This window comes from Rubellimicrobium roseum (genome assembly GCF_006152145.1).
Lineage (GTDB): Bacteria > Pseudomonadota > Alphaproteobacteria > Rhodobacterales > Rhodobacteraceae > Rubellimicrobium > Rubellimicrobium roseum.
This window is the reverse complement of record NZ_VDFV01000032.1, coordinates 1-17,900: the sequence shown is the minus strand read 5'-3', so window position 1 is coordinate 17,900 and position 17,900 is coordinate 1. Positions and strand designations below refer to the sequence as shown.

General features: G+C 62.4%; 19 protein-coding genes. 10 read left to right on the top strand and 9 right to left on the bottom strand.

All coding sequences use genetic code 11. The features are described from left to right. Positions 1-281: 281 nt before the first annotated feature. The 7 genes from FHG71_RS23645 to FHG71_RS16390 form a co-directional block, all read right to left on the bottom strand. Entirely contained in the window at positions 282-431 is a 150-nt protein-coding gene (locus FHG71_RS23645; protein ID WP_176559461.1) for a hypothetical protein, read from the bottom strand. Positions 432-844: 413 nt separating this feature from the next. Beyond that, a complete protein-coding gene (locus tag FHG71_RS16415) occupies positions 845-1,954 on the bottom strand; it encodes an alpha/beta hydrolase (protein WP_139082786.1) in 1,110 nt (369 codons plus the stop codon). Further along, entirely contained in the window at positions 1,951-2,145 is a 195-nt protein-coding gene (locus FHG71_RS16410) for a hypothetical protein (protein ID WP_139082785.1), read from the bottom strand. The genes FHG71_RS16415 and FHG71_RS16410 overlap by 4 nt, the downstream gene beginning before the upstream one ends. A 13-nt stretch (positions 2,146-2,158) precedes the next feature. Continuing rightward, positions 2,159-2,917 (bottom strand): outer membrane beta-barrel protein, encoded by a 759-nt coding sequence (locus FHG71_RS16405; protein ID WP_176559460.1) that lies wholly within the window; start codon positions 2,915-2,917, stop codon positions 2,159-2,161. 59 nt (positions 2,918-2,976) lie between these two features. Next, positions 2,977-4,359 (bottom strand): DUF1254 domain-containing protein, encoded by a 1,383-nt coding sequence (locus FHG71_RS16400; protein WP_139082783.1) that lies wholly within the window; start codon positions 4,357-4,359, stop codon positions 2,977-2,979. Then, entirely contained in the window at positions 4,356-5,369 is a 1,014-nt protein-coding gene (locus FHG71_RS16395) for a DUF1254 domain-containing protein (protein WP_139082782.1), read from the bottom strand. Before FHG71_RS16395 ends, FHG71_RS16400 begins: the two co-directional genes overlap by 4 nt. A 98-nt stretch (positions 5,370-5,467) precedes the next feature. Continuing rightward, the gene (locus FHG71_RS16390; protein WP_139082781.1) at positions 5,468-5,818 is read right to left on the bottom strand and encodes a hypothetical protein; all 351 of its coding nucleotides are present in this window, start codon (positions 5,816-5,818) and stop codon (positions 5,468-5,470) included. Positions 5,819-6,490: 672 nt separating this feature from the next. Between FHG71_RS16390 and FHG71_RS16385 the strand changes: the two genes are divergently transcribed. From FHG71_RS16385 to FHG71_RS16370, 4 genes are all read left to right on the top strand, one after another. Next, positions 6,491-7,597, top strand: a complete 1,107-nt coding sequence (locus tag FHG71_RS16385; protein WP_218014124.1) for a histidine kinase dimerization/phospho-acceptor domain-containing protein — start codon at positions 6,491-6,493, stop codon at positions 7,595-7,597. After that, a complete protein-coding gene (locus tag FHG71_RS16380; RefSeq protein WP_176559458.1) occupies positions 7,597-8,151 on the top strand; it encodes a sensor histidine kinase in 555 nt (184 codons plus the stop codon). The genes FHG71_RS16385 and FHG71_RS16380 overlap by 1 nt, the downstream gene beginning before the upstream one ends. Then, complete coding sequence (locus FHG71_RS16375; protein WP_139082778.1) at positions 8,148-8,759, top strand: response regulator transcription factor; 612 nt, start codon at positions 8,148-8,150, stop codon at positions 8,757-8,759. The genes FHG71_RS16380 and FHG71_RS16375 overlap by 4 nt, the downstream gene beginning before the upstream one ends. A gap of 70 nt (positions 8,760-8,829) precedes the next feature. Beyond that, positions 8,830-9,180 (top strand): response regulator, encoded by a 351-nt coding sequence (locus FHG71_RS16370; protein ID WP_176559457.1) that lies wholly within the window; start codon positions 8,830-8,832, stop codon positions 9,178-9,180. Positions 9,181-9,358: 178 nt separating this feature from the next. On the opposite strand, the gene FHG71_RS16365 is transcribed toward FHG71_RS16370, so the two are convergent. Further along, complete coding sequence (locus FHG71_RS16365; protein ID WP_139082776.1) at positions 9,359-9,586, bottom strand: site-specific integrase; 228 nt, start codon at positions 9,584-9,586, stop codon at positions 9,359-9,361. Between the two features lie 309 nt (positions 9,587-9,895). Next, positions 9,896-10,555, bottom strand: a complete 660-nt coding sequence (locus tag FHG71_RS24780; protein WP_425467368.1) for an Arm DNA-binding domain-containing protein — start codon at positions 10,553-10,555, stop codon at positions 9,896-9,898. 434 nt (positions 10,556-10,989) lie between these two features. Between FHG71_RS24780 and FHG71_RS16355 the strand changes: the two genes are divergently transcribed. The 6 genes from FHG71_RS16355 (at position 10,990) to FHG71_RS16330 (ending at position 17,798) form a co-directional block, all read left to right on the top strand. Then, complete coding sequence (locus tag FHG71_RS16355; RefSeq protein ID WP_139082805.1) at positions 10,990-12,162, top strand: tyrosine-type recombinase/integrase; 1,173 nt, start codon at positions 10,990-10,992, stop codon at positions 12,160-12,162. A 1-nt stretch (position 12,163) separates the two neighbouring features. Further along, entirely contained in the window at positions 12,164-13,102 is a 939-nt protein-coding gene (locus tag FHG71_RS16350) for a hypothetical protein (protein ID WP_139082775.1), read from the top strand. 197 nt (positions 13,103-13,299) lie between these two features. Then, the gene (locus FHG71_RS16345) at positions 13,300-13,476 is read left to right on the top strand and encodes a helix-turn-helix transcriptional regulator (RefSeq protein WP_246045486.1); all 177 of its coding nucleotides are present in this window, start codon (positions 13,300-13,302) and stop codon (positions 13,474-13,476) included. A gap of 114 nt (positions 13,477-13,590) precedes the next feature. After that, on the top strand, positions 13,591-14,283 hold the full coding sequence (locus FHG71_RS16340) for a hypothetical protein (RefSeq protein WP_139082773.1): 693 nt from the start codon (positions 13,591-13,593) through the stop codon (positions 14,281-14,283). A gap of 153 nt (positions 14,284-14,436) precedes the next feature. Next, positions 14,437-15,282: a hypothetical protein gene (locus FHG71_RS16335; RefSeq protein ID WP_139082772.1), complete on the top strand. Its 846-nt coding sequence runs from the start codon at positions 14,437-14,439 to the stop codon at positions 15,280-15,282. Between the two features lie 1,025 nt (positions 15,283-16,307). Continuing rightward, complete coding sequence (locus tag FHG71_RS16330; protein ID WP_139082771.1) at positions 16,308-17,798, top strand: AAA family ATPase; 1,491 nt, start codon at positions 16,308-16,310, stop codon at positions 17,796-17,798. The last annotated feature ends 102 nt before the right edge of the window (positions 17,799-17,900 follow it).

Below are 17,900 nucleotides of genomic sequence, written 5' to 3'. Positions count from 1 at the left end.
CGCACCGGCAAGGCATCCGCGCTGCGCGAGGAGCTGATCCGGCAGGTCGAGGCCGGGCACGACCGGACCGCAGCCGAGCTCATGGACGGTCCAGGCTTGGGTACGCCGGGAGCCGGGCCGGCAGGAGCCTCGACGACCACAAGACCAGTGCCGTCGTCGGCAGGTCTCCGGGCGATAGCCCGGTGAGCCTGCGCGCCGGATACCGCTTCATCGCCGAGGACCTCTTCGTGGGCGTCTCGGTCAACACGTTCTGAACCACCCGGCGTTCCTCCGGCCGGTCCTCACCGGGCCGGCCCACGCGCGCGGGCCTCTTCCCGGTCATCATCAACAGCAGGCGCGGGCGTCACCAGACCTGCCGCCTTCGACACCTCGGCACGGCCTGCAGCCAGCACCGGACCAGCCGAGAAGCTGCCATCAGGCAGCTCGTCCATCGGTCATCACGTCAATGAAAAGTGGTGCCAGGAGAGGACCCAAAGCAGACATGCAAATTCCTGCTATTTATGAACCATTTCCTAGAAGCATTCAGAAATGCCCCCATAAAGGCCCCAGAATGATCACAGGCAGCGTCGGCGGATGTGTGAACTCCTAATGGCGTCAATGGCGCGACCCTTCCATGTGAGCGACTGCACCTGAGGTGTTGGAGATAACCAAGCTCCGGGGCCGCGACCTGCTGATGCCAGAGGAGGCTGATGCCAGAGGAGCCGGCGCGAGCTTGAGCGTTCCGAGGCCGCGCATCGGTCGACTCCAGCACTCGTGAGGAAATAGTAACCTCGTGCTCTGGTCTCACGCTGTTGCCTCAACTTGTTGTCCGTGGCTTACCACTGAACCGGCCTTAAGGGCGGCATCACTCCGAAGAGGCGGTCGCGCCCACGGCGGCGACCGAGGCCGCCAGCGACTCGGCCAGGCTCGGCCCGGCTGCCGTTTCGAGCGGACCGTCCCGGCTAAGCCGGGCGCCGATGAGCTGAACGATCTCAGGCGACTCGGCAAACTTCGTATGACTCAATCCGCCCACCTCGATCTCAGACAGGTCGATCACCGTCACACCAATGGCAGCGAGCGGTTCCACGTCGCCCGCGCCCACGCGTGGCACCCCTCCGGCCAGAAGGCGGGACACCCGCAGGGCGCCGTCATCGCGCGAGATCAGCACGAAGAATCGTCGCTCGTCGCGAGGAAATGGCTCGAGCTGTCGGCGAAAGAGGTCCACGTCCACATCCGGTGAGGCCAGGATGATGTAGCGAAGCCGGCCGGTCTCGTTGAAACGCCCGAGAAGCTGGGCCTGGCGCATCGCTTCCACGGTCAAGAGATTGCCCATGGAGTGTGCGACCACGTCCACGGCCGTTGTTTGCGTACGGGCCAGCACCTCGGCCGCGCGGATCAGGTCGTCACGCGCGGCCAGGACGCTGTTGAGGTCATAGACGTAATTGAGCAGGCGTCCGCCCGAGGCCCAACTGAACAGGATGGGGACGCCGGTGTAGCCCGAGTCCTCGACGAACTGGCCCAGCCGTAGAAGAGCCTCGGCCAAGGTCGTGTTGTAGCCATGCACGAAGACAAGCGCATGCCGATCGGACCTCGGGCGTGCCGCTAGGGCCGCATCGATCGCCGCGACAAAGCCGTCCTCGTTGTAGAGGAAAGGCTCGACCACGGTCATCTGTTGGCTGGGATCTGGAGGGAGACGGTCAGGCCGCTCGACACGGCCCGCCTGATGAGTCAGGGGGATCGTGACCGTGGCGGAGGCGAAGCTCAGGCCGTCCGAGCGCCGGCTGGAGAAGAGCACGGCCGGGTTCGGGTCCAAGGCCCGGGTGGTCACGACAAAGATGTCGTGGGTCGAGCGAGGACCGGCTTCTGCGCTTGTCGGCGCGCCTGCCACCCCGATGATGTCGTCGGGAACCGCGGCGCATCCTCCCAGCGCCAGCCCTCCAAGGAGCACCTGCCGCCGTCCCAGTACCAATGTCATGTGCCAGCCTCCGAGTTCTCGAAGGCCAAGGTGACGGAGCGCACGGGCCCCGTGGGGTACGTGCCGTTGTTCTCGGTCGTCCCGTCGGTGGCGAGATCGGCGGTCATCGCTTCCTGGGCCCAGACGGGCCCGGAGAGCAGCGCCAGGTCGAGCAGGGCTGGAACCAGGGACCGCTTATAGGCGGGTCTCATCGGTGCAACCTCCTCAGAACCGATAGGTTGCGCCCAGGATCGGGCCGGACAGGTCCACCTCGTAGTCCACGCCGTCGTTCTCGCGCTCGAAGCGAAGCTGGCGGTAGCCGCCCTGAATCGACCAGCGGTCGTTGACGCGGTAGCCCATCGTGGCGATCACCTGCCACGTCTCGTCGGACGCGTTACCCCATCCGAAGCCGCCGTAGTCCACTGTCAAGGCGCCGGTCCAGCGCTCGCCGAAGGTTCCCGTGGCCCGTGCGGCCAAGACCGGGTCGACCCAGGCGTCCTCGACCTCGAACGTGCCCAGCGTCGTGTCCTGCAACCGGAAGACCACGTCGAGGGTCGAGGAGATTCCGCGCAGGCCCGCCCCGACCTCTATTGCATAGGTTGGCCCCGAGACGACGGCGTAACTGCCGTAGATGCTGATGGCGGTCAGGGTCGTATCGGTCTCGATGTCGGTGAAGGCGAGGCCGGCCGACACCTCGTCCGTCGACTGGAGGTCGAGGTAGATGAGGTCGCCTGTCAGTGCCCAGGGGCCACGGCGCGAAATGACCGTGCCCATGATCCCGAACTCGAGGTCCTCAAGGGCGTCCTTGGCGCTGAGTTCGGTCTCGGCCGGGCCGAAGGGGGTCTGGACGGTCGAGGCGGTGGTGGGAAACCACAGATAGGTGGTGGCCTCAATGGTCCAGCCCTCCTGCGCGGCAGCAGGGAGCGCGGTATAGGCAAGGGCGACGGCCAGGACCGCTTCACGCCCATACCGTACCCCCAACATCGAAGGCCTGATCCGCCCACGTCTGTGCCGCGGCGAGAGCGGGTTCTTGTTGGACGAGTTCATCTGGGTTTCTCCATCGTCTCGATGGCAGGCGGCTGCCACGAGCCGTCCAGCGCCTCGGGTTTCGGAAGATACAGCCGCATCACCGCGGCCATGGGGCCGTCCGGCGCGGGAAGCCAATTGCTTTCCAGATCCGGACCCGGGCTCTCGTGCTGCAGGTAGATGACGATCTCGCCGGTGTCGTTCGCTTGCAGGTTGGGCAGCATCGGCGAGTTGATCAGGTAGCGATCGAGGGCATTGTCGACGAGGAAGCGGTTGCCATCGTACATGGTGACCGACCAGAACGCCCCCACCGGAGGCAGGCCCCCAGGCCCGAAGCGGAGCGCGTAGTTATTCCGCCCGGTGTCGAGCCGCTGCCCTTCACCGTCCACGAGGAAGCTGAAGTAGAGGGCTTCCTCCGGCGAGAGCCCGTAGAGGCCGCCCAAGGCCCCCAGGGCGCGCCCGACATAGTTGCCGCGCATCTCCTCGGGCGTGCCGAAGAGGCCCTTGGAGGACGTGATCGACAGAAGCTCTTCGTTGAGTTCCGCGAAGGCCGCATCGCCGGCCTCGATGACGGCAGCCTCGATCTCGGGGGCCAAGGGAGCCGCTGGCCAGGTTGCGGCGGGCGCCACGCCCACTTGGGCGAAGCGGGCCTGCATCTCCTTTTCCCATTCCAGAGGTGGCGCGAACTGAAGGAGGAAGTTGGCGAAGGACCAGAACTCGGTCTGCGCCGTCTCCCGGTTGATCGGTGGCCAGTCGACGGACGGGGCCGGAGCCGGCGCCTCGGTGCCGGCGTACTCCGATAGCGGTCGCACGGCGTAGCCGGCTTGGATCGCCCGCACTCTCTCGATGTCGGCAGGGTTGAAGAGTTGGGTGCGGAACATGGAGTACATGATCCTGGTGGGGATGCGGACAACGCGCCGGATGCCCTCTGGCGCTTCGCCCTCCCAGTCGGGTCCGGCGATCAGGAAGTCGCCGCCGTCATTGCCGTCCTTGCGGGTGCCGAGGAAGTCGACGTTATGGCTGTAGAGGTCGACCAGATGCAGCGAGTAGTAGCGCCCGTCCTCGATCGGGGGCAGCGTGACGACCATCGGCTCGGCGCGCAGGTCCATGATGAGGAAGGAGTAGGGCGTGTCCGAGTTCGGCGTGACGACGCCGGTGTCCTCGGGGGTGAACACGCGGTCCACGTTGCCGATGGCGTTGATCGGCGCCTTGTACTGGCTTCCCGCGGGGTCGAGGGCGTACTGATGGATGCTCAGGTAGTTCTCGACCATGGGGAAGGTGTAGATATAGGCCTCATGGGCGATCTCCCCCGCTTCCTCTGCAGTCATGCTTTGGGCGCGGACGGACGACGCGAGAGCGGTCATGGCCACGCTGGCCAGAAGGAAGGTCCTGCGGTTCATGACGCGATCTCCGCCTCGGGGAAGGTCCAGGTCCCATCAAGGATCTCTTGGGACGGGCGGTAGAGCCGGACCATGTAGTTCCAGTCGGGCGGCGTCGGCAGGCAGTTCGGCACCTCGCCCTCGCAGCCGCCGAACTGGACGGTGATGGAGCCGTCCTCGGCCTTTTCGGCCGTGATGTTGTTCAGGGAATAGGCGTCGAGCGGGTTGGGCTCGAAGTAGCCCTCGGCGTTGTAGACGCTGATCGACCAGAAGCCGTCGACCGGCACGTCCCCGACCGTCAGGCGATGCACCGTGGCGCCGTCGTTCGCCTCGGGCGTGACGTTCAGATAGACCGCTTCCTTAGGCGGGTTGGCGCCCCACCCCATCGGCGCGCCGATCTGGAAACGGATGGACTCGGCGTCCACCTCCTCCCGGCTGCCATACATCCGTTCGGTTTCGGGAAGCGTCGTCGCGAGTTCCAGAAGGGCGGTCCTGACCTTGTCCTGGCTGACCCGATCCCACTCCGGGATCTCGAAGGTGCCCTTGTCGGCCTGATCGATGAGGGTCGCGTCCTGAAGCGCATGGGCCTGTGCCAGATCCTCGGGATCGCTCGGGTCGACAAGCGTGCGGACGGCGGCGATGACGTAGCGGGTCCCGACCTCCTCGCGGGTCAGCGTTACCGGGCCGGGGTCGTAGAAGACGCCGTAGGTGTACTGGTCCTGATCGATGACCTGGAGGGACATGAAGCGGTCGCCGGCATCGGGCAGGGTGATCGTGACCGGGGCGGCGTCGAGGTCGAACACCGCCGCCGAGTAGAGCGTGTCGCGGTTCAGCCGGATGACCGTCTGCTGATCGAGCGGCGTCGGCTCCCGCGTATGGTCCCAGGCTCCGAACCCGCCCCGTTCAACGGTGCGGGAGAAGTAGAGGTCCGACTCGGCCCGCGCGAAGTTGTCGGGGTTCACGGGGACCGGGTCCGCCCATAGAGGCCCGGCCATCGCCAGCCCAATCGTCAGAAGCAGGAAGCGTGACATGATCTCGCCTTTCCTCTCATGGAGTTTGTTCGAACTTGCCGATCTCGGACTGTCGACGAGCCGGGTGATCTCGCGATCGGCCAGATCGCCTGGCCTGCTCAGTTTCCGCGGACCTCGATCTCCCGCTCGTAGACGACCTCCCCGTCTTCCACGACGACCGCGAGGACGGAGTTCACCATCGGCTTGAACCGGAGCGAGAGCCGCACGTTCTCGTGCGTGCCCGCCGCCAGGGGCATTGAACCCAAAACGAAGCCTTCGCCACGGTCCATGATGCTGCGGACCTGAAGCTCTCCATCCGCCTTGAGGGTCACGGACGGGAACACGACGAGTCCGTTGTTGTCCTGCGGAGGAACCATCGCGATGGCGTCCGTGGTCGCCTGAGCGTGCGCAAGTTCGGCTGCGCCGATCATGACCACGGCCGTCAGGATCATGAGCAGATAGCGTGACATGGTCTGATCCTTCTGGTTGGAGGGTTGACTTCGACTGTCCCGATGTTCCCGGGGCGATGCTCGGCACTCGGCTCGCCCGACCCGGCACGACAGGCCGCCTGTCGTTGAGGGATGCGGATGGAGGAGCCGCATGGCGACCGCTCCCCGCTCAGGAGGCCGGAGCACATGGAGGTTCGACTTGGCCCCGCCGAATTCTCCGGATTGACCGGTATCGCTTCCACCGTCAGGCTTGACCTAGGGGAATTAGCCATGGCGACTGAGACGAGGGGCCTTCTCAACGTCTTCCTTTCTCTTTTTCGGGGTCACGCCCGACAGGGGATCAGGCCGCCCTCGTTCCTAGTAGCGCCAGGAGGCAGGCCGCTGGGAGTTGGACGAAGTACCTACCCGCGTGCCGCAGTCTGCTTCTCGGCCTGCGTTACCTCTGCACGTGACCGCGGGAGGCCGCCCCCGAGGACCCGCCCGACCCGCCTGGGCCGGCCAGCAACCGTGTCAGCCGCCTTGGCTGTGGTCTTGGCTTTGCACGGGACAGTTGCCCTGGAGGTGAGCGCGCAGGGCGCCGACACACTCAAGAGAGTGCTGATCGTTCACAGCAACGACAGCACCCTTCCTGCCACCCGGGAAACCGCGGAAGGGATGCAGCGGGCCCTGTCCGGTTCGAAGGTTCCGCTGGAAGTGTATACAGAATACCTCGACCGGGGCCGGTTCTCCTCCGAGGAGTATGGAGCGCTCCTGAGCCAGTTCTTCGCCGAGAAGTATTTTGGCGTGCCGCTCGACGTCATCATCGCGCAAGGCCCGGGCTCCTTGAGCTTTGTGCTGGGGGCGCGAAATCTCTTCGCGCCCGGCACGCCCATGGTGGCCGGAGCGGTGACCGAGAGCGGACTGGCCGGCCTGGACCTTCCCGAGGACGTCTCGCTTCTCGTGAGCCAGTTCGATCTCCAGCGGACGGTGGATTTCGCGATTGAAATGCAGCCGGACGCGAGCCGGATCGTCGTGCTGACCGGCAGCGCGCCCTTCGACGAGCGTTGGGAGGCAACGGCTCGCGAAGTCCTCGGCGAGGTCTACGAGGGCCGCCCCGTCAGCCACATGACCGACCTAACCATCGCAGGGTTCCGTGATGCGGCGGCGGCCCTCGACCGCGACACCGTCCTCGTGTTCCTGACCGTCTTCGCTGACGCCGGAGGCGCCAAGCTCGTCCCCCTCGACGTCGCTGCTCAAATTGCGGAGGTCGCGGGCGCGCCGATGTACAGCGTCTACAGCACGCCGATCGGCGTCGGGGCGGTGGGCGGCTATGTGGAGACCTTCGGAGCCATCGGCGAGCGGACCGTAGAACTGGCTTTGCGGGTGATCGAGGATCCAGACGCCGCGCCCTTGCGGGTCGAGAACACCTCGGAACCGGTCGTGGACTGGCGAGCGCTCCGGCGGTGGGGAATCGACGAGGGTCTCTTGCCGGAGCAGACCCGGATCCTCTTCTACGAGCCTGGCCTGTGGGAGCGCTACTGGCTGGAGATCCTGGCGGTCTCCTCGGTCATTGTCCTGCAGAGCAGCACCATCGTGGGCCTGATCCTGAGCGAACGACGGCGGCGTCTCGTGTCGGCAGAACTGGCCGAGGGCCGGGTCGAGCTGGTCCGCCTATCGCGCCGACAGCAACTGGGCCAACTCACCGGAGCGATCGCGCACGAGTTGAACCAGCCCCTGACCGCGATCCTCGCCAATGCGGAAACCGGGCTGCGGCTAATGAGAAGGACCCGGCCGACCTGGACGAGATCCGGACGATCATGATGGACATCGTCGACGACGACCTGCGGGCGTCAGGCATCATCGCGCAGCTCCGACGCATGATGGTCCGGGGTCCGACCGAGTTCGAGGACTTGGATCTGAACGAGGCGGTGCGGTACACCACACGGCTGATCCACAGCGAGCTCGTCGCCCGCCACACCGCGCTGGATCTGCGCCTCGGTCCGCAAAAGCTCATGGTTCGCGGGAACGAGCCCCAGCTCCAGCAGATCGTCCTCAACCTCCTGCTCAACGCAGTCGAGGCGATGGGAGACCTGCCTCCGGACCGGCGGCGGATCTTGATTGAGACCGAGTTGGGTGACGACGGCTCCGCCCGTCTTGGCATCAGGGACTTCGGCCATGGGCTGAAGGACGAGGAGCTCGCAAAGGTGTTCCACCCCTTCCACAGCACCAAGCCCGGCGGTCTCGGTCTGGGGCTGTCCATCTGCCGGATGATCGCCGAGGCGCACGGCGGTCGCCTGGCGTTCGATCCGGGGGTCCGCGACGGCGCGCGCATCGTCCTCACCCTGCCCGGACCGTCGGGCGGCCCACGGCCATGACGCCCCTGGTCCACCTGATCGACGACGACGAGGCCGTGCTTCGCGCGACCGTCAGGCTGCTCCGATCGGCCGGCTATGAATGTGCCGGCTATGCCACCGCCGAGCTGTTCCTGAAGGGCCACGATCCGTCGCGCCCCGGCTGCGTGGTCCTCGACCTCGGCCTGCCCGACATGCATGGCCTGATTGTCCAAGACATCGTGGGGCCGGTCTATCCGGTGATCATCCTGACCGGAACGGCGGACGTCGCAGGAACCGTCCAGGCGATGAAGAAAGGACCGGTCGAGTTCCTCACCAAGCCGTTCTTGGCCGAGGATCTCCTCGAGGCGGTCCGGGTCGCGTTGGAGCGGGACGCAGTGATGCGCCTCGACCGGGACCGTCGAGAGGTGGCCCTCAAGCGGCTGTCCCTCCTCACCCCGAGGGAGCGGGAGGTCTTAGCCGGCGTGGTCGCGGGCAAGCTGAACAAGCAGATCGCCTGGCTCTTGGGAATGAGCGAGAAGACGGTGAAGGTCCACCGGGGGCGAGTGATGGACAAGCTGGAAGCCCGCAGCGTGCCGGACCTGCTGAGGACCCTGCGGGATGCCGGAGTCGATCCGGGGACGACGACATAGGCCCCAAGTCCGATGGCGGTTGCGTGCAGCAGCGCGTTAAGCTTGCGAGATGGAAGAAAGCTCCGCCCGAGTGGCCATCTTCGACGACGACGCAAGCGTGTTGAAAGCCCTGGCGAGGCTCGTGCAGTCACTGGGTTACATGGCCGTGCCTTGCTCGTCGCTCGCGGAGTTTCGGCGCCACCTAGCCGCGACGCCGCTCGACTGCGTCATCCTCGATGTCCATCTTCCGGACGGCTCAGGGCTGGAACTGCTACAGCAACTCCCCGCCCTGCTAGGTCTGCCCGTGATCATGGTCACGGCTGGCGACGATCCCGCCTTGCGCGCCGACTGCATGGCCGCGGGTGCTGTCGCCTACTTCGTGAAGCCCCTGCGGAGGTCAGAGCTCGAACTGGTGCTTTCCTCCTTGATCACTTTGGGCTGACTGGGTTCCTGACCAGCCAGTTCCATTTTGCCTCTCGCCAGCATATGACTCATCTGCTGGTCATTCTGCCCAACACCCTTTGGATAACCTCCATCTCCTCATGGCTGGCCACGCCCCCCGGCGGCGTCCTTTTCTTCCTTATCCCCCGAATGAGTTCGCCCTGCCGGTGCGTGGGCACCTAGCCGTAGCTGGTGAAGGTGGTGAGCACGTCCGAGTGGCCCAGGTTCTGCGACCAGGCCTTCATCTCCTCGGGGGAGAGCTCGAGGGCCATGGCGTGTCGCAGCAGCATGTCGCGGAAGGAGTGCGGGTTGTAGTAGGGCAGCCTCGCCGAGGTGCATGCCTTGCGGAAGATTTCGCGGGCGGGGTCGCTGGTGGCCCAGCCGCGCCGGGCGAGACCCACGGGCACGAAGCCCCCGTCCGGGCTCAGGCCGATCTCTGTCGCGGGGAAGAGCGGGTCGCATGGCGAAGGCGATGAGCGCCCGGTCGTGGCGCTCCATCGGTGTGCCGACCGGCATGGCCGCGAGCACGTGCCAGACCTGATCGAGGCTGGGCACCCGCTTCTCGCGCCGGGTGCGGGCCACCGCGATCTCCTTGTCCGAGAGGTTGAAATAGTCGGCGTTCGCATAAGCGATGTGGGCCTTGAAGCCGGGCAGGTGCGCCAGCCAGAAGAAGAACTCGCGCAGGTGCCGGAGCGTGGCGAGCACGGTGGACTTGCTCAGCCGCTCCCCCGTGCGCAGGCTTTGCGCCTCGGCCAGCTCGCGCTTGAACGCCACGACCTGCTCGCGGTGGAAGCGCTTGAACTCGCGCCCGCGGGTGGACGCCTCAAAGCGCGCGAGCGCTTTCGCGACCCCGCCGATGGTGGCCTCGTCCCGGCCCTTCGCCTCCCCGAGGTAGCGGAAGTAGTCGCGCTTGATCCGCTCGTTGGCCGGATTGGCCTTGGGGAGCTTGCAATCGCTGTGGCCGCCCGCACCGACGCCGGGACGGGCATCGGCTTGGCTCTGGGGACGGTCGTCAGGGTGGGCTTCGGCGCGGCTGCCGGGGTCCGCTTTGGGGCGATCAGGTTGTTGCTCTTGGTCCTCTCGGATTCATCTGCTCGAAGTGACAGTTCAGGGAGGGCTTGGTCCTCCCCTTCAAGCTTGAGGAGCGTGGCAGGAGCGCGGCTCTCACGTGCAGCCTTGTCGATGTACTCCTGCGCGACATCGCCAAAGGTGGTGCCGATGGCGATCCGAGCGGCGATGCGCTCGCGCCGCTTGGTGGCCGAGGGGTCCTCGCCGGTGCTGGCCGCCTCGCGGGCGGCGTCTCGGGCTTTGCGGGCCTCGCTCACCGTCATCTCGGGGTAGCGGCCCAGAGCCAGCTTCTTCTCGACGCCGTGGATGCGATACTTGAGCCGCCACAGCTTGCCCCCTGCGGGCGTGACCAGGAGGTAGGGCCCGCGCTATCGGCGAGCTTGTAGTCGCACCGTCACGTCCGTCAGCGCCAGGCCGATCCCCCTGCCAGCCCACCTGAGAGTAGGCCCCCAAAAGACCCCCAATTCGCGGTGGCTTTGGGCGGACACAGCCGCACAGCCACGAACGAAGTGGCTCAAAAACTACAAGAAATCAGGAGCTTTGTCGATCAACGCCGAACAGTGGCGGATGGAGTAGTGGTGCCCAGGAGAGGACTCATATCATGGTATATTTTGCTCTCGATCGATCCCATCGTGCTTGCAAAGCATTGACATGGCTTAAACTCCGCTGCTCATTTAGGACCATCCGAGACCACGCCACCTCAGTGCATCTCAGCATCTAGGGGTGGACAGAAGGGTGGATGATGGGGACTCAATCTCTGCACCGTTTGACTGCCGTTCAGGTTCGCTCCCTACCTCCCGGCAAGCATGCCGATGGCGGTGGCCTCTGGCTCTGGAAGCGGGAAGACGGCGGTGGCCAGTGGGTGCTGCGGGTGTCCATTCATGGACGGCGGCGGGAGATGGGCCTGGGCTCCTTGTCCGAGGTCAGTCTCAAGCAGGCCCGTGAGGCTGCGGCCCAGCAGCGCGCGCTTGTGCGGGAGAACAAAGACCCGATCAAGGAGCGGCAGAAGCAGCGGCGTGAGGCGGCCAAGAACCTGCACCTCCTTTCCGACGTGGCCGGCGACGCCTTCGAGAGCCGCAAGGCGGAGCTGAAAGGCGACGGGCTTGCGGGCCGCTGGTTTAGCCCTTTGGAGCTGCATGTCCTCCCCAAGCTCGGTCGCATGCCAGTAAGCGAGATCAGCCAGACCGACATTCGAGACGCCCTGGCTCCAATCTGGCACGCGAAGGCCGAGACCGCGCGAAAGGCGCTGAACCGCCTGTCCATATGCATGCAGCATGCGGCTGCGCTGGGCTTGGATGTCGACCTTCAGGCCTGTGACAAAGCCAAGGCGCTCCTGGGCAAGAGCCGGCACAAAGCCGAGAACATCCCAGCCATGCCGTGGGTGGAGGTGCCGGCCTTTTACGCGTCCCTCTCGGACGGCACCGTCACCCACTTGGCCCTACGGCTCCTCATCCTCACGGGCGTGCGCTCCGGGCCCCTACGCCATCTGCACCAGACCCAGATCCAGGGAGACGTTTGGACCATCCCTGGCGAGGCAATGAAGGGACGAAAGGGAGCCACCAGCGACTTCCGAGTGCCCCTCGCGCCAGAGGCGCTGGAGATCATCGATCAAGCCCGCCGGCACGCCCGAGGAGGCGACCTGTTCCCAAGCACCCAGCGGGGCGTCATCTCCGACATGACTATGTCCAAGCTGATGGAACGGCGCGGCCTGAAGGAGCGCCCGCACGGGTTTCGTAGTTCGCTGCGCAACTGGATTGCTGAGACCCTGCCCAGCACGCCTCATGAGGTGGCGGAAGCCTGCCTCGGGCATGTCACCGACAGCAAAGTCGTGCGCGCTTACCGCCGGACGGACTTCCTGGAGCAACGGCGGGCGGTAATGGAAGCGTGGGCGGGGTTCGTGGCGCAGAGTAGATAACTTGAAGAAGCGCCTGGGCAGGACAGGTGAAGACTTCGGCGGGGGATCAGTGGTGTTCTACAAACAAGGCTGGCTACCCATCACGCAGGTCTACATCGTCGCTTCATATGCGGCTGAGAGAAGGCTGGCCAAAACCGAAAACCGCCCCTTGTTTTTCACTCCCGACCGCCTTGGTCCAGCCACCAAGGAAGCCCTCGATATCATTAATCACGCCAGGAGGGTGGGAGTTCTCCTAGGGAACGGCGAAGTTGTCAGCGCAGATCCTGATCTTCTTCGCAATATTGGCCTCGGCTGGACGGCCAAGGAGATAGACCTCGGCATCGGCGTTCCTGTTGTAGAGAAATCTGCCCCACAGAACTTCCATGTTGATTTAGCCGTTGGCACCGTGGGTTCGGGCAGCGCAAGTAAACTGGGCAATCGTCGGCCGGAGGAGATAGAGGCTGCGCTTCGCCAACGTTACGGCCAAAAACTGGGCGGCCACATCGTTCTGGACGAGGTAGAGATCGTCCCCGAGATCGAGCGTCGCTTTGGCTATAGCTGGGGTTATCTTGTGGAACTCACGACTTGGATAACTCCTGTCAGTTTTGGCGACGAATATGAGGAAGTAGAGACAATCGACCAAACTGAGCCTCAGTCTAGCGGCGAGTCTGAAGGCTTAGCAGTGAAGTTAAGCGAGGCAGATACCCGCAATTCCTGCGAGCAACCCAATCAACTTCTTAAGCGCCGTCCCGGAATGCTGCCGAAACTAGATGAGACTGAACAGAAAAGGCTTCTAGAGAAGTTCCACGCGGAGTTCCCTTTCGGAGTTCCTTATCGTCAATCGCAAAACGTTGAGGCGGACTTCATAGATTGGGTTGAGGAAGAGTTCCAAAAAACTGTAAAGCGGTCCACCATACGCAAGTATCTTGGTCTCGGTCGCAAGGCAGGGACGAAGAAGTGACGAAAACTGTAGCAAGTTGACGAGAACTAACCTCGTCAAGAATGCCTGTTTCTCGTCATTTCACCCGCTTCCCAAACTGCTCCTCCGGCAGATAATCAGCCCGTCGCATTTGCGAGAAAGGCTGACCGATGTTTCCCATCTCCAATCCCCCCGCCCATCCCCGACCTCCTGACACCGGGACAAGTCGGGCAGTCGACTTGTTGCTGACCGACCGCGAGTCGGCTGCGCTTCTGCACGTCGCTGTCTCCACATTCCGCCGCTACGTGACCAAGGGCCTTGTGCCGCCGCCGATAAAGCTGGGCGGTGCGTCACGCTGGCCGCAGTCCGAAATCCTGGCCGTCATCGAGGCCGCCAAGGACGCCCGCGCCCGCTGAGCCGTCGCCGACCTGAGTAAACAGCTTGCCTTAGCGCAAGCGATGCAGCGGCTGGCTCGGCCGCTGCTCCTAATCCGACCTGCTTACCTTTCTGAACAAACGGAGCTCAGAATTATGCAAGTTCCTGACCCTAAGATCCCTAAGGCCTGGCCGGCACTCAAGGAGGTCCGCAAAGACACTTTGCCGAAGGAAGTGCGGCGGGCTACCAGAGAGGCGACCAAGACGACTTACAAGAAGTCTCAGAAGCTGGCAGCCTCAGGCAAAGCTGCCGACAAGAAGCAAGCCTCGTGGTTCGTGTTGAGGCACGTCTCCCTGCTTGGATGGGTGCTGCTGCAGCTTGACCAAGTCGCCGCTCTTCGTCGCCTCTTCCCGGAGGAGCCTCGCCGCCGTCGGGGCATTCCTTCCCTCGTGGAGAACCCCTTCTACTGGCTGCTGCTGCACACACTCTCGCTGGGCGACAACAAGACCAGCGAGGGGATCCTGCTCCGCAACGCCAACCTTCTCCTCTACGCGCATCGGCACAGCATCCCGCCCTACTTGGTGGTCGAGTTCATCAAGGGCATCAAAGATGCAAAGCGCATTAACGAGAAGGTGGCGAACGGGGAATATGAACCCTGGCACCCTCTCCACAAGAGGCCGGAAAGCGTCAGCGGCACGACAACAAAGGCGAAGGCGAGTTCAACGAAGCCGCAATCGGCCTTCGACAAAATACTAGCGAGAGACTGGAAGGCCCAGTTGGTTGACGACAGCCCGGGCGAGAAGGCTGACGATAGCGACGACGACCAGGACAGCGACCGCATCGAGTGACTTTGCTGGCTCCCGCGACCTGATCTGGGCTGCGGGGGCTCGCGCCAACTGCTGAGTGGCGAACTGTAAAGGCATTAGCAGCGCCACCAGCTCATCCCTGACAACTTGAACGCTTGGTGGCGCGTCCTCACGCAGCTATTCAACGGAGATACTATGAGCATTGTGCGCCCACTAAGGCGGAGCGCCACGTTTTGCGTGCCGCAATTCGACCTGACAAACGACGCGCTCTGCGCCCAGCTTAAGATGCCGCCGCTTCACGCGGCAGCCAAGCGCGAAGCCAAGATACAGAAAGCAGCCGATCAAGCCGGCCTTCGAGTCGGCAGTCCTCGGCTCTGCCTGCCCATCCGCCTCTGTGGCAACTGTGGCTGCCATCGCTGCCGTCGGATGTTCCAAGAGGCCTTCATCAGGACCTACGCGCCGTTCCTATACAGGGACGCGTGGCGTGAGTTGATAGCCAAACTCAAGAAGGCAAAGCGCCCAGTTGCCATCACGATTGTGCCGCTCTTCGGCAAGGTCCCGGTCGGCGGCTACGGCATGGACCTCAAGAAGTTCATCAACACGATACGCAAACTGCTCCGGCGGCTAGCACCGAAGGCGAAAGGCTTCTTCTTCGTGGACGTAAGTCAGAACGAGCCGAAGAGAGGCAAAAAGGGCTACTGGCAGGTCCATGTGCATGGCGTGATCTGGAAACTCAGCGAGAAGGCCAAATCTCGCCTGAAGGCTGCCCTTAAGAGCCTAGGCAAGTCAGTTCATAAACCGCTGCTCACCAAGCACATGGACGACCCGGTTGGATGGTTGGCTTACATGGCCAAGCCCAACTTTTTCCGGCGCATCAACACGGTCGAAGAGGATGGCGGTCGGAACATCACTGGCCGCCCCCTCCCGCCTGAGCAAGAGGTTTCCATTGCGCGTTGGCTCTCCCGCTACAAAGTTGGCGCACGTTTCTTCACCATCGGGCTGGGCCACGATCTCCCTACCTCAACATCCATCACCCTATAATGGGAGGTATATACCCCATGCTGGGTAATAGCCCATATAGAGGTTATATAACACTATATGCACATAATAAGCTAATAAATACAGCTATGTGGCATATGATTGCTGGTAACTGCACTGCCCAGCCTCGATCCTGATCGTCTGACCCTGATTGATGGACCTTCGCCTTTCCTGCTGAGGAAAGGTCCTCATCCTTTCGAGGCCGGGCGAGGTGCCAATCAACACTTATCGAGAGCGGGAAAGGTGACCTCTCCTGCTCTCGATAAGTCCACCAGCAGTGCCGACAGCACGGAGCAAGAGCCCTGCCTTTCCTAGCCAAGATAGGTGCCTCTGCCTGATCTCGGGAACACGGCCTTTGCCTGCAGCGGCCCTATAGCGCTGCAGCTTCATCATGGAGGTTTGATGGAAGCCCAGCTGGATAGGATTCGAAGCGTCGATCTGATCACTAGCCGACGTGAGGACCTGCACCAACGTCTCAGGAAGTGCAGGAGGATGAGGGACAGCAAGGCTCACACCCACCCGGACAGCGTTGTTAAGGTTGCGGCCTATGGCCTCGTGCGAGAGTTCCTGTCGGAGCGTAGCGATGCACGCTTCCTGCGGGCCGCTGAGAGGCTGGGCGTTACGCCGTCACCACTGACTACGCGGCTCGCGCTACGATGGAGGCTCCGCGCGTGGCCTCCTACACCACATCGAACGACCTTACCTATAAGCAGACCTCGCCACCCACGACCACACCGGCGACACTGCTTAGCTTTAAGATGTATGACCTCCAGACTCGAGCCTACCACCCGCAAAGCATGGAACCGTTCATCATCCAGCATGGCCGAAGTCTTGAATGCTCCATAGGTGCACTTGGCCGACCACGATGACACAACGCACCAAGATCCAGAATGAAGCACTCAACTGGCCTTCCCAATCAAGCGCCGATGGAGACAAGGTGCGTTCCGAAGGCCAGAGAGCCCGACAGCCTGCACTGAACCCACAAGAGAAATCCACCGCCGACGACAGCGGTCCGTCAGGAGAATACCATGGCCAATCGAAGCAACGAAAACAAAAGAGACGATGCACTTCATTTAGACCTATTTGAAGTCAAAGGTCTCTTCGGACAGTTCGACTACACCATTCCACTTAAGCGGCCAGAGCGGGTTACCGCCATAATATCTCCAAACGGGACTGGCAAGACTCTCTGCCTTAGACTCATCGCATCGTTGTTCAGTAAGAGTTGGTCGATTTTTATGACCGTCGACTTCGATTCGATACTGTATCGGTTCAGCCAGGGCGCAACTCTGGTAATTCACAAAAATGGACAGGTAAAGGAACCGCAGGAAGACACGGCTCTGACTCCGGTCGAAGGCTTTGATGACGATGAACGTCCGACTAAGATTACACTATCGCTTCGTAGGGCAGACCGAGATTCCATTGAATGGTCGCCTCGTCTCCATCCAGAAAGACGCCTCGAACATATAGATCGCTATCTCCCGTTTCTGACAAGGATAAACTCAAAGAGATGGCGCCACGACTACAGCGGAGATGTCCTAACTCTCGAAGACATAATAAACGATTATGGGAATCTTATCCCTGACAACATTAAAAGCGGAATATATGGCAAGATTCCGACCGAAATAGCCAGCCTGATAGACTCAATTCATTGCAGGCTCATAGAAACACAGCGGCTACTAGTCCTCAAAGACGAAGCAGTTGAACCGTATCCTGCTTCGCGAAGGAGACAGCACGCTCAACTCGCGATCACTCAGAAGTCGCGAAAAATTACAGAAATCATTGCGCAACAGATAACATCCTATGCGGCCCTTTCCCAATCTTTAGACCGATCCTTTCCGCAGCGCGTCATTGATCAATCGTTCCAGTATAGCCGCCAGCCATCGACGTTTGAGTCCAGCCCAACACTCTTGCTGGAACGACTTAAAGAACTTGATGCCGAGCGTGCGGAGTTGATGGAGGCAGGCATTCTTGACTCAGCTGCTGCAAACCCGGTTTCGCTTCGTGAGGAAACAATCGATGAGTCGCTTGCAAGAGTGCTCCAGGTGTATACTGAGGATACGGCCAGAAAGCTCCATTCCCTTTCGCCACTCTTAGCTCGCCTTAAGCTATTCAAGCAGCTGATCGATAGCCGGCTAGTCACAAAAGACGTCCAGATCAATCGCGAGAGGGGTATGTATGTTACAGCCCGGGGTTCTTCCCTGCCCTTAGATAAGCTCTCATCAGGAGAGCAGCACCAACTTGTTCTGTTCTTCGAGCTACTATTCGAAATTCGGGAGAATTCTCTCATTCTGATCGATGAACCGGAGCTCTCGCTCCACGTAGCTTGGCAGAAGAAATTCATCTCTGATCTGTTGAGTATAATCAGCCTTAACAGATTCGATGTCGTTCTCGCGACCCATTCCCCGCAGTTAATAAGTCGCTGGTCGGAACTCGTTGTGGAGCTTGGCGACGTGTATGATGGTGGTGATGAGACTGACTCAGACGAGATCGCTTTGCTGGGCGACGAGAGCGGCCTCTAAATGCTATCGATTCTGCAGCACATGGACGAATTGTTGATTTCCACCCGGATCTGAGCCGGGTTTTCCATCGAGAAGTGAGCCACCTCTGATTATGGTTTTCGG

Bases quoted from the DNA above. Each gene is read 5' to 3' on its own strand.
- FHG71_RS16335 (WP_139082772.1), top strand. From the start codon at position 14,437: ATGAGCATTGTGCGCCCACTAAGGCGGAGCGCCACGTTTTGCGTGCCG.
- FHG71_RS16400 (WP_139082783.1), bottom strand. From the start codon at position 4,359: ATGAACCGCAGGACCTTCCTTCTGGCCAGCGTGGCCATGACCGCTCTC.
- FHG71_RS16410 (WP_139082785.1), bottom strand. From the start codon at position 2,145: ATGAGACCCGCCTATAAGCGGTCCCTGGTTCCAGCCCTGCTCGACCTG.
- FHG71_RS16355 (WP_139082805.1), top strand. From the start codon at position 10,990: ATGGGGACTCAATCTCTGCACCGTTTGACTGCCGTTCAGGTTCGCTCC.
- FHG71_RS16375 (WP_139082778.1), top strand. From the start codon at position 8,148: ATGACGCCCCTGGTCCACCTGATCGACGACGACGAGGCCGTGCTTCGC.
- FHG71_RS16395 (WP_139082782.1), bottom strand. From the start codon at position 5,369: ATGTCACGCTTCCTGCTTCTGACGATTGGGCTGGCGATGGCCGGGCCT.
- FHG71_RS16415 (WP_139082786.1), bottom strand. From the start codon at position 1,954: ATGACATTGGTACTGGGACGGCGGCAGGTGCTCCTTGGAGGGCTGGCG.
- FHG71_RS16390 (WP_139082781.1), bottom strand. From the start codon at position 5,818: ATGTCACGCTATCTGCTCATGATCCTGACGGCCGTGGTCATGATCGGC.
- FHG71_RS16380 (WP_176559458.1), top strand. From the start codon at position 7,597: ATGGACATCGTCGACGACGACCTGCGGGCGTCAGGCATCATCGCGCAG.
- FHG71_RS16340 (WP_139082773.1), top strand. From the start codon at position 13,591: ATGCAAGTTCCTGACCCTAAGATCCCTAAGGCCTGGCCGGCACTCAAG.
- FHG71_RS16405 (WP_176559460.1), bottom strand. From the start codon at position 2,917: ATGTTGGGGGTACGGTATGGGCGTGAAGCGGTCCTGGCCGTCGCCCTT.
- FHG71_RS16330 (WP_139082771.1), top strand. From the start codon at position 16,308: ATGGCCAATCGAAGCAACGAAAACAAAAGAGACGATGCACTTCATTTA.
- FHG71_RS23645 (WP_176559461.1), bottom strand. From the start codon at position 431: ATGGACGAGCTGCCTGATGGCAGCTTCTCGGCTGGTCCGGTGCTGGCT.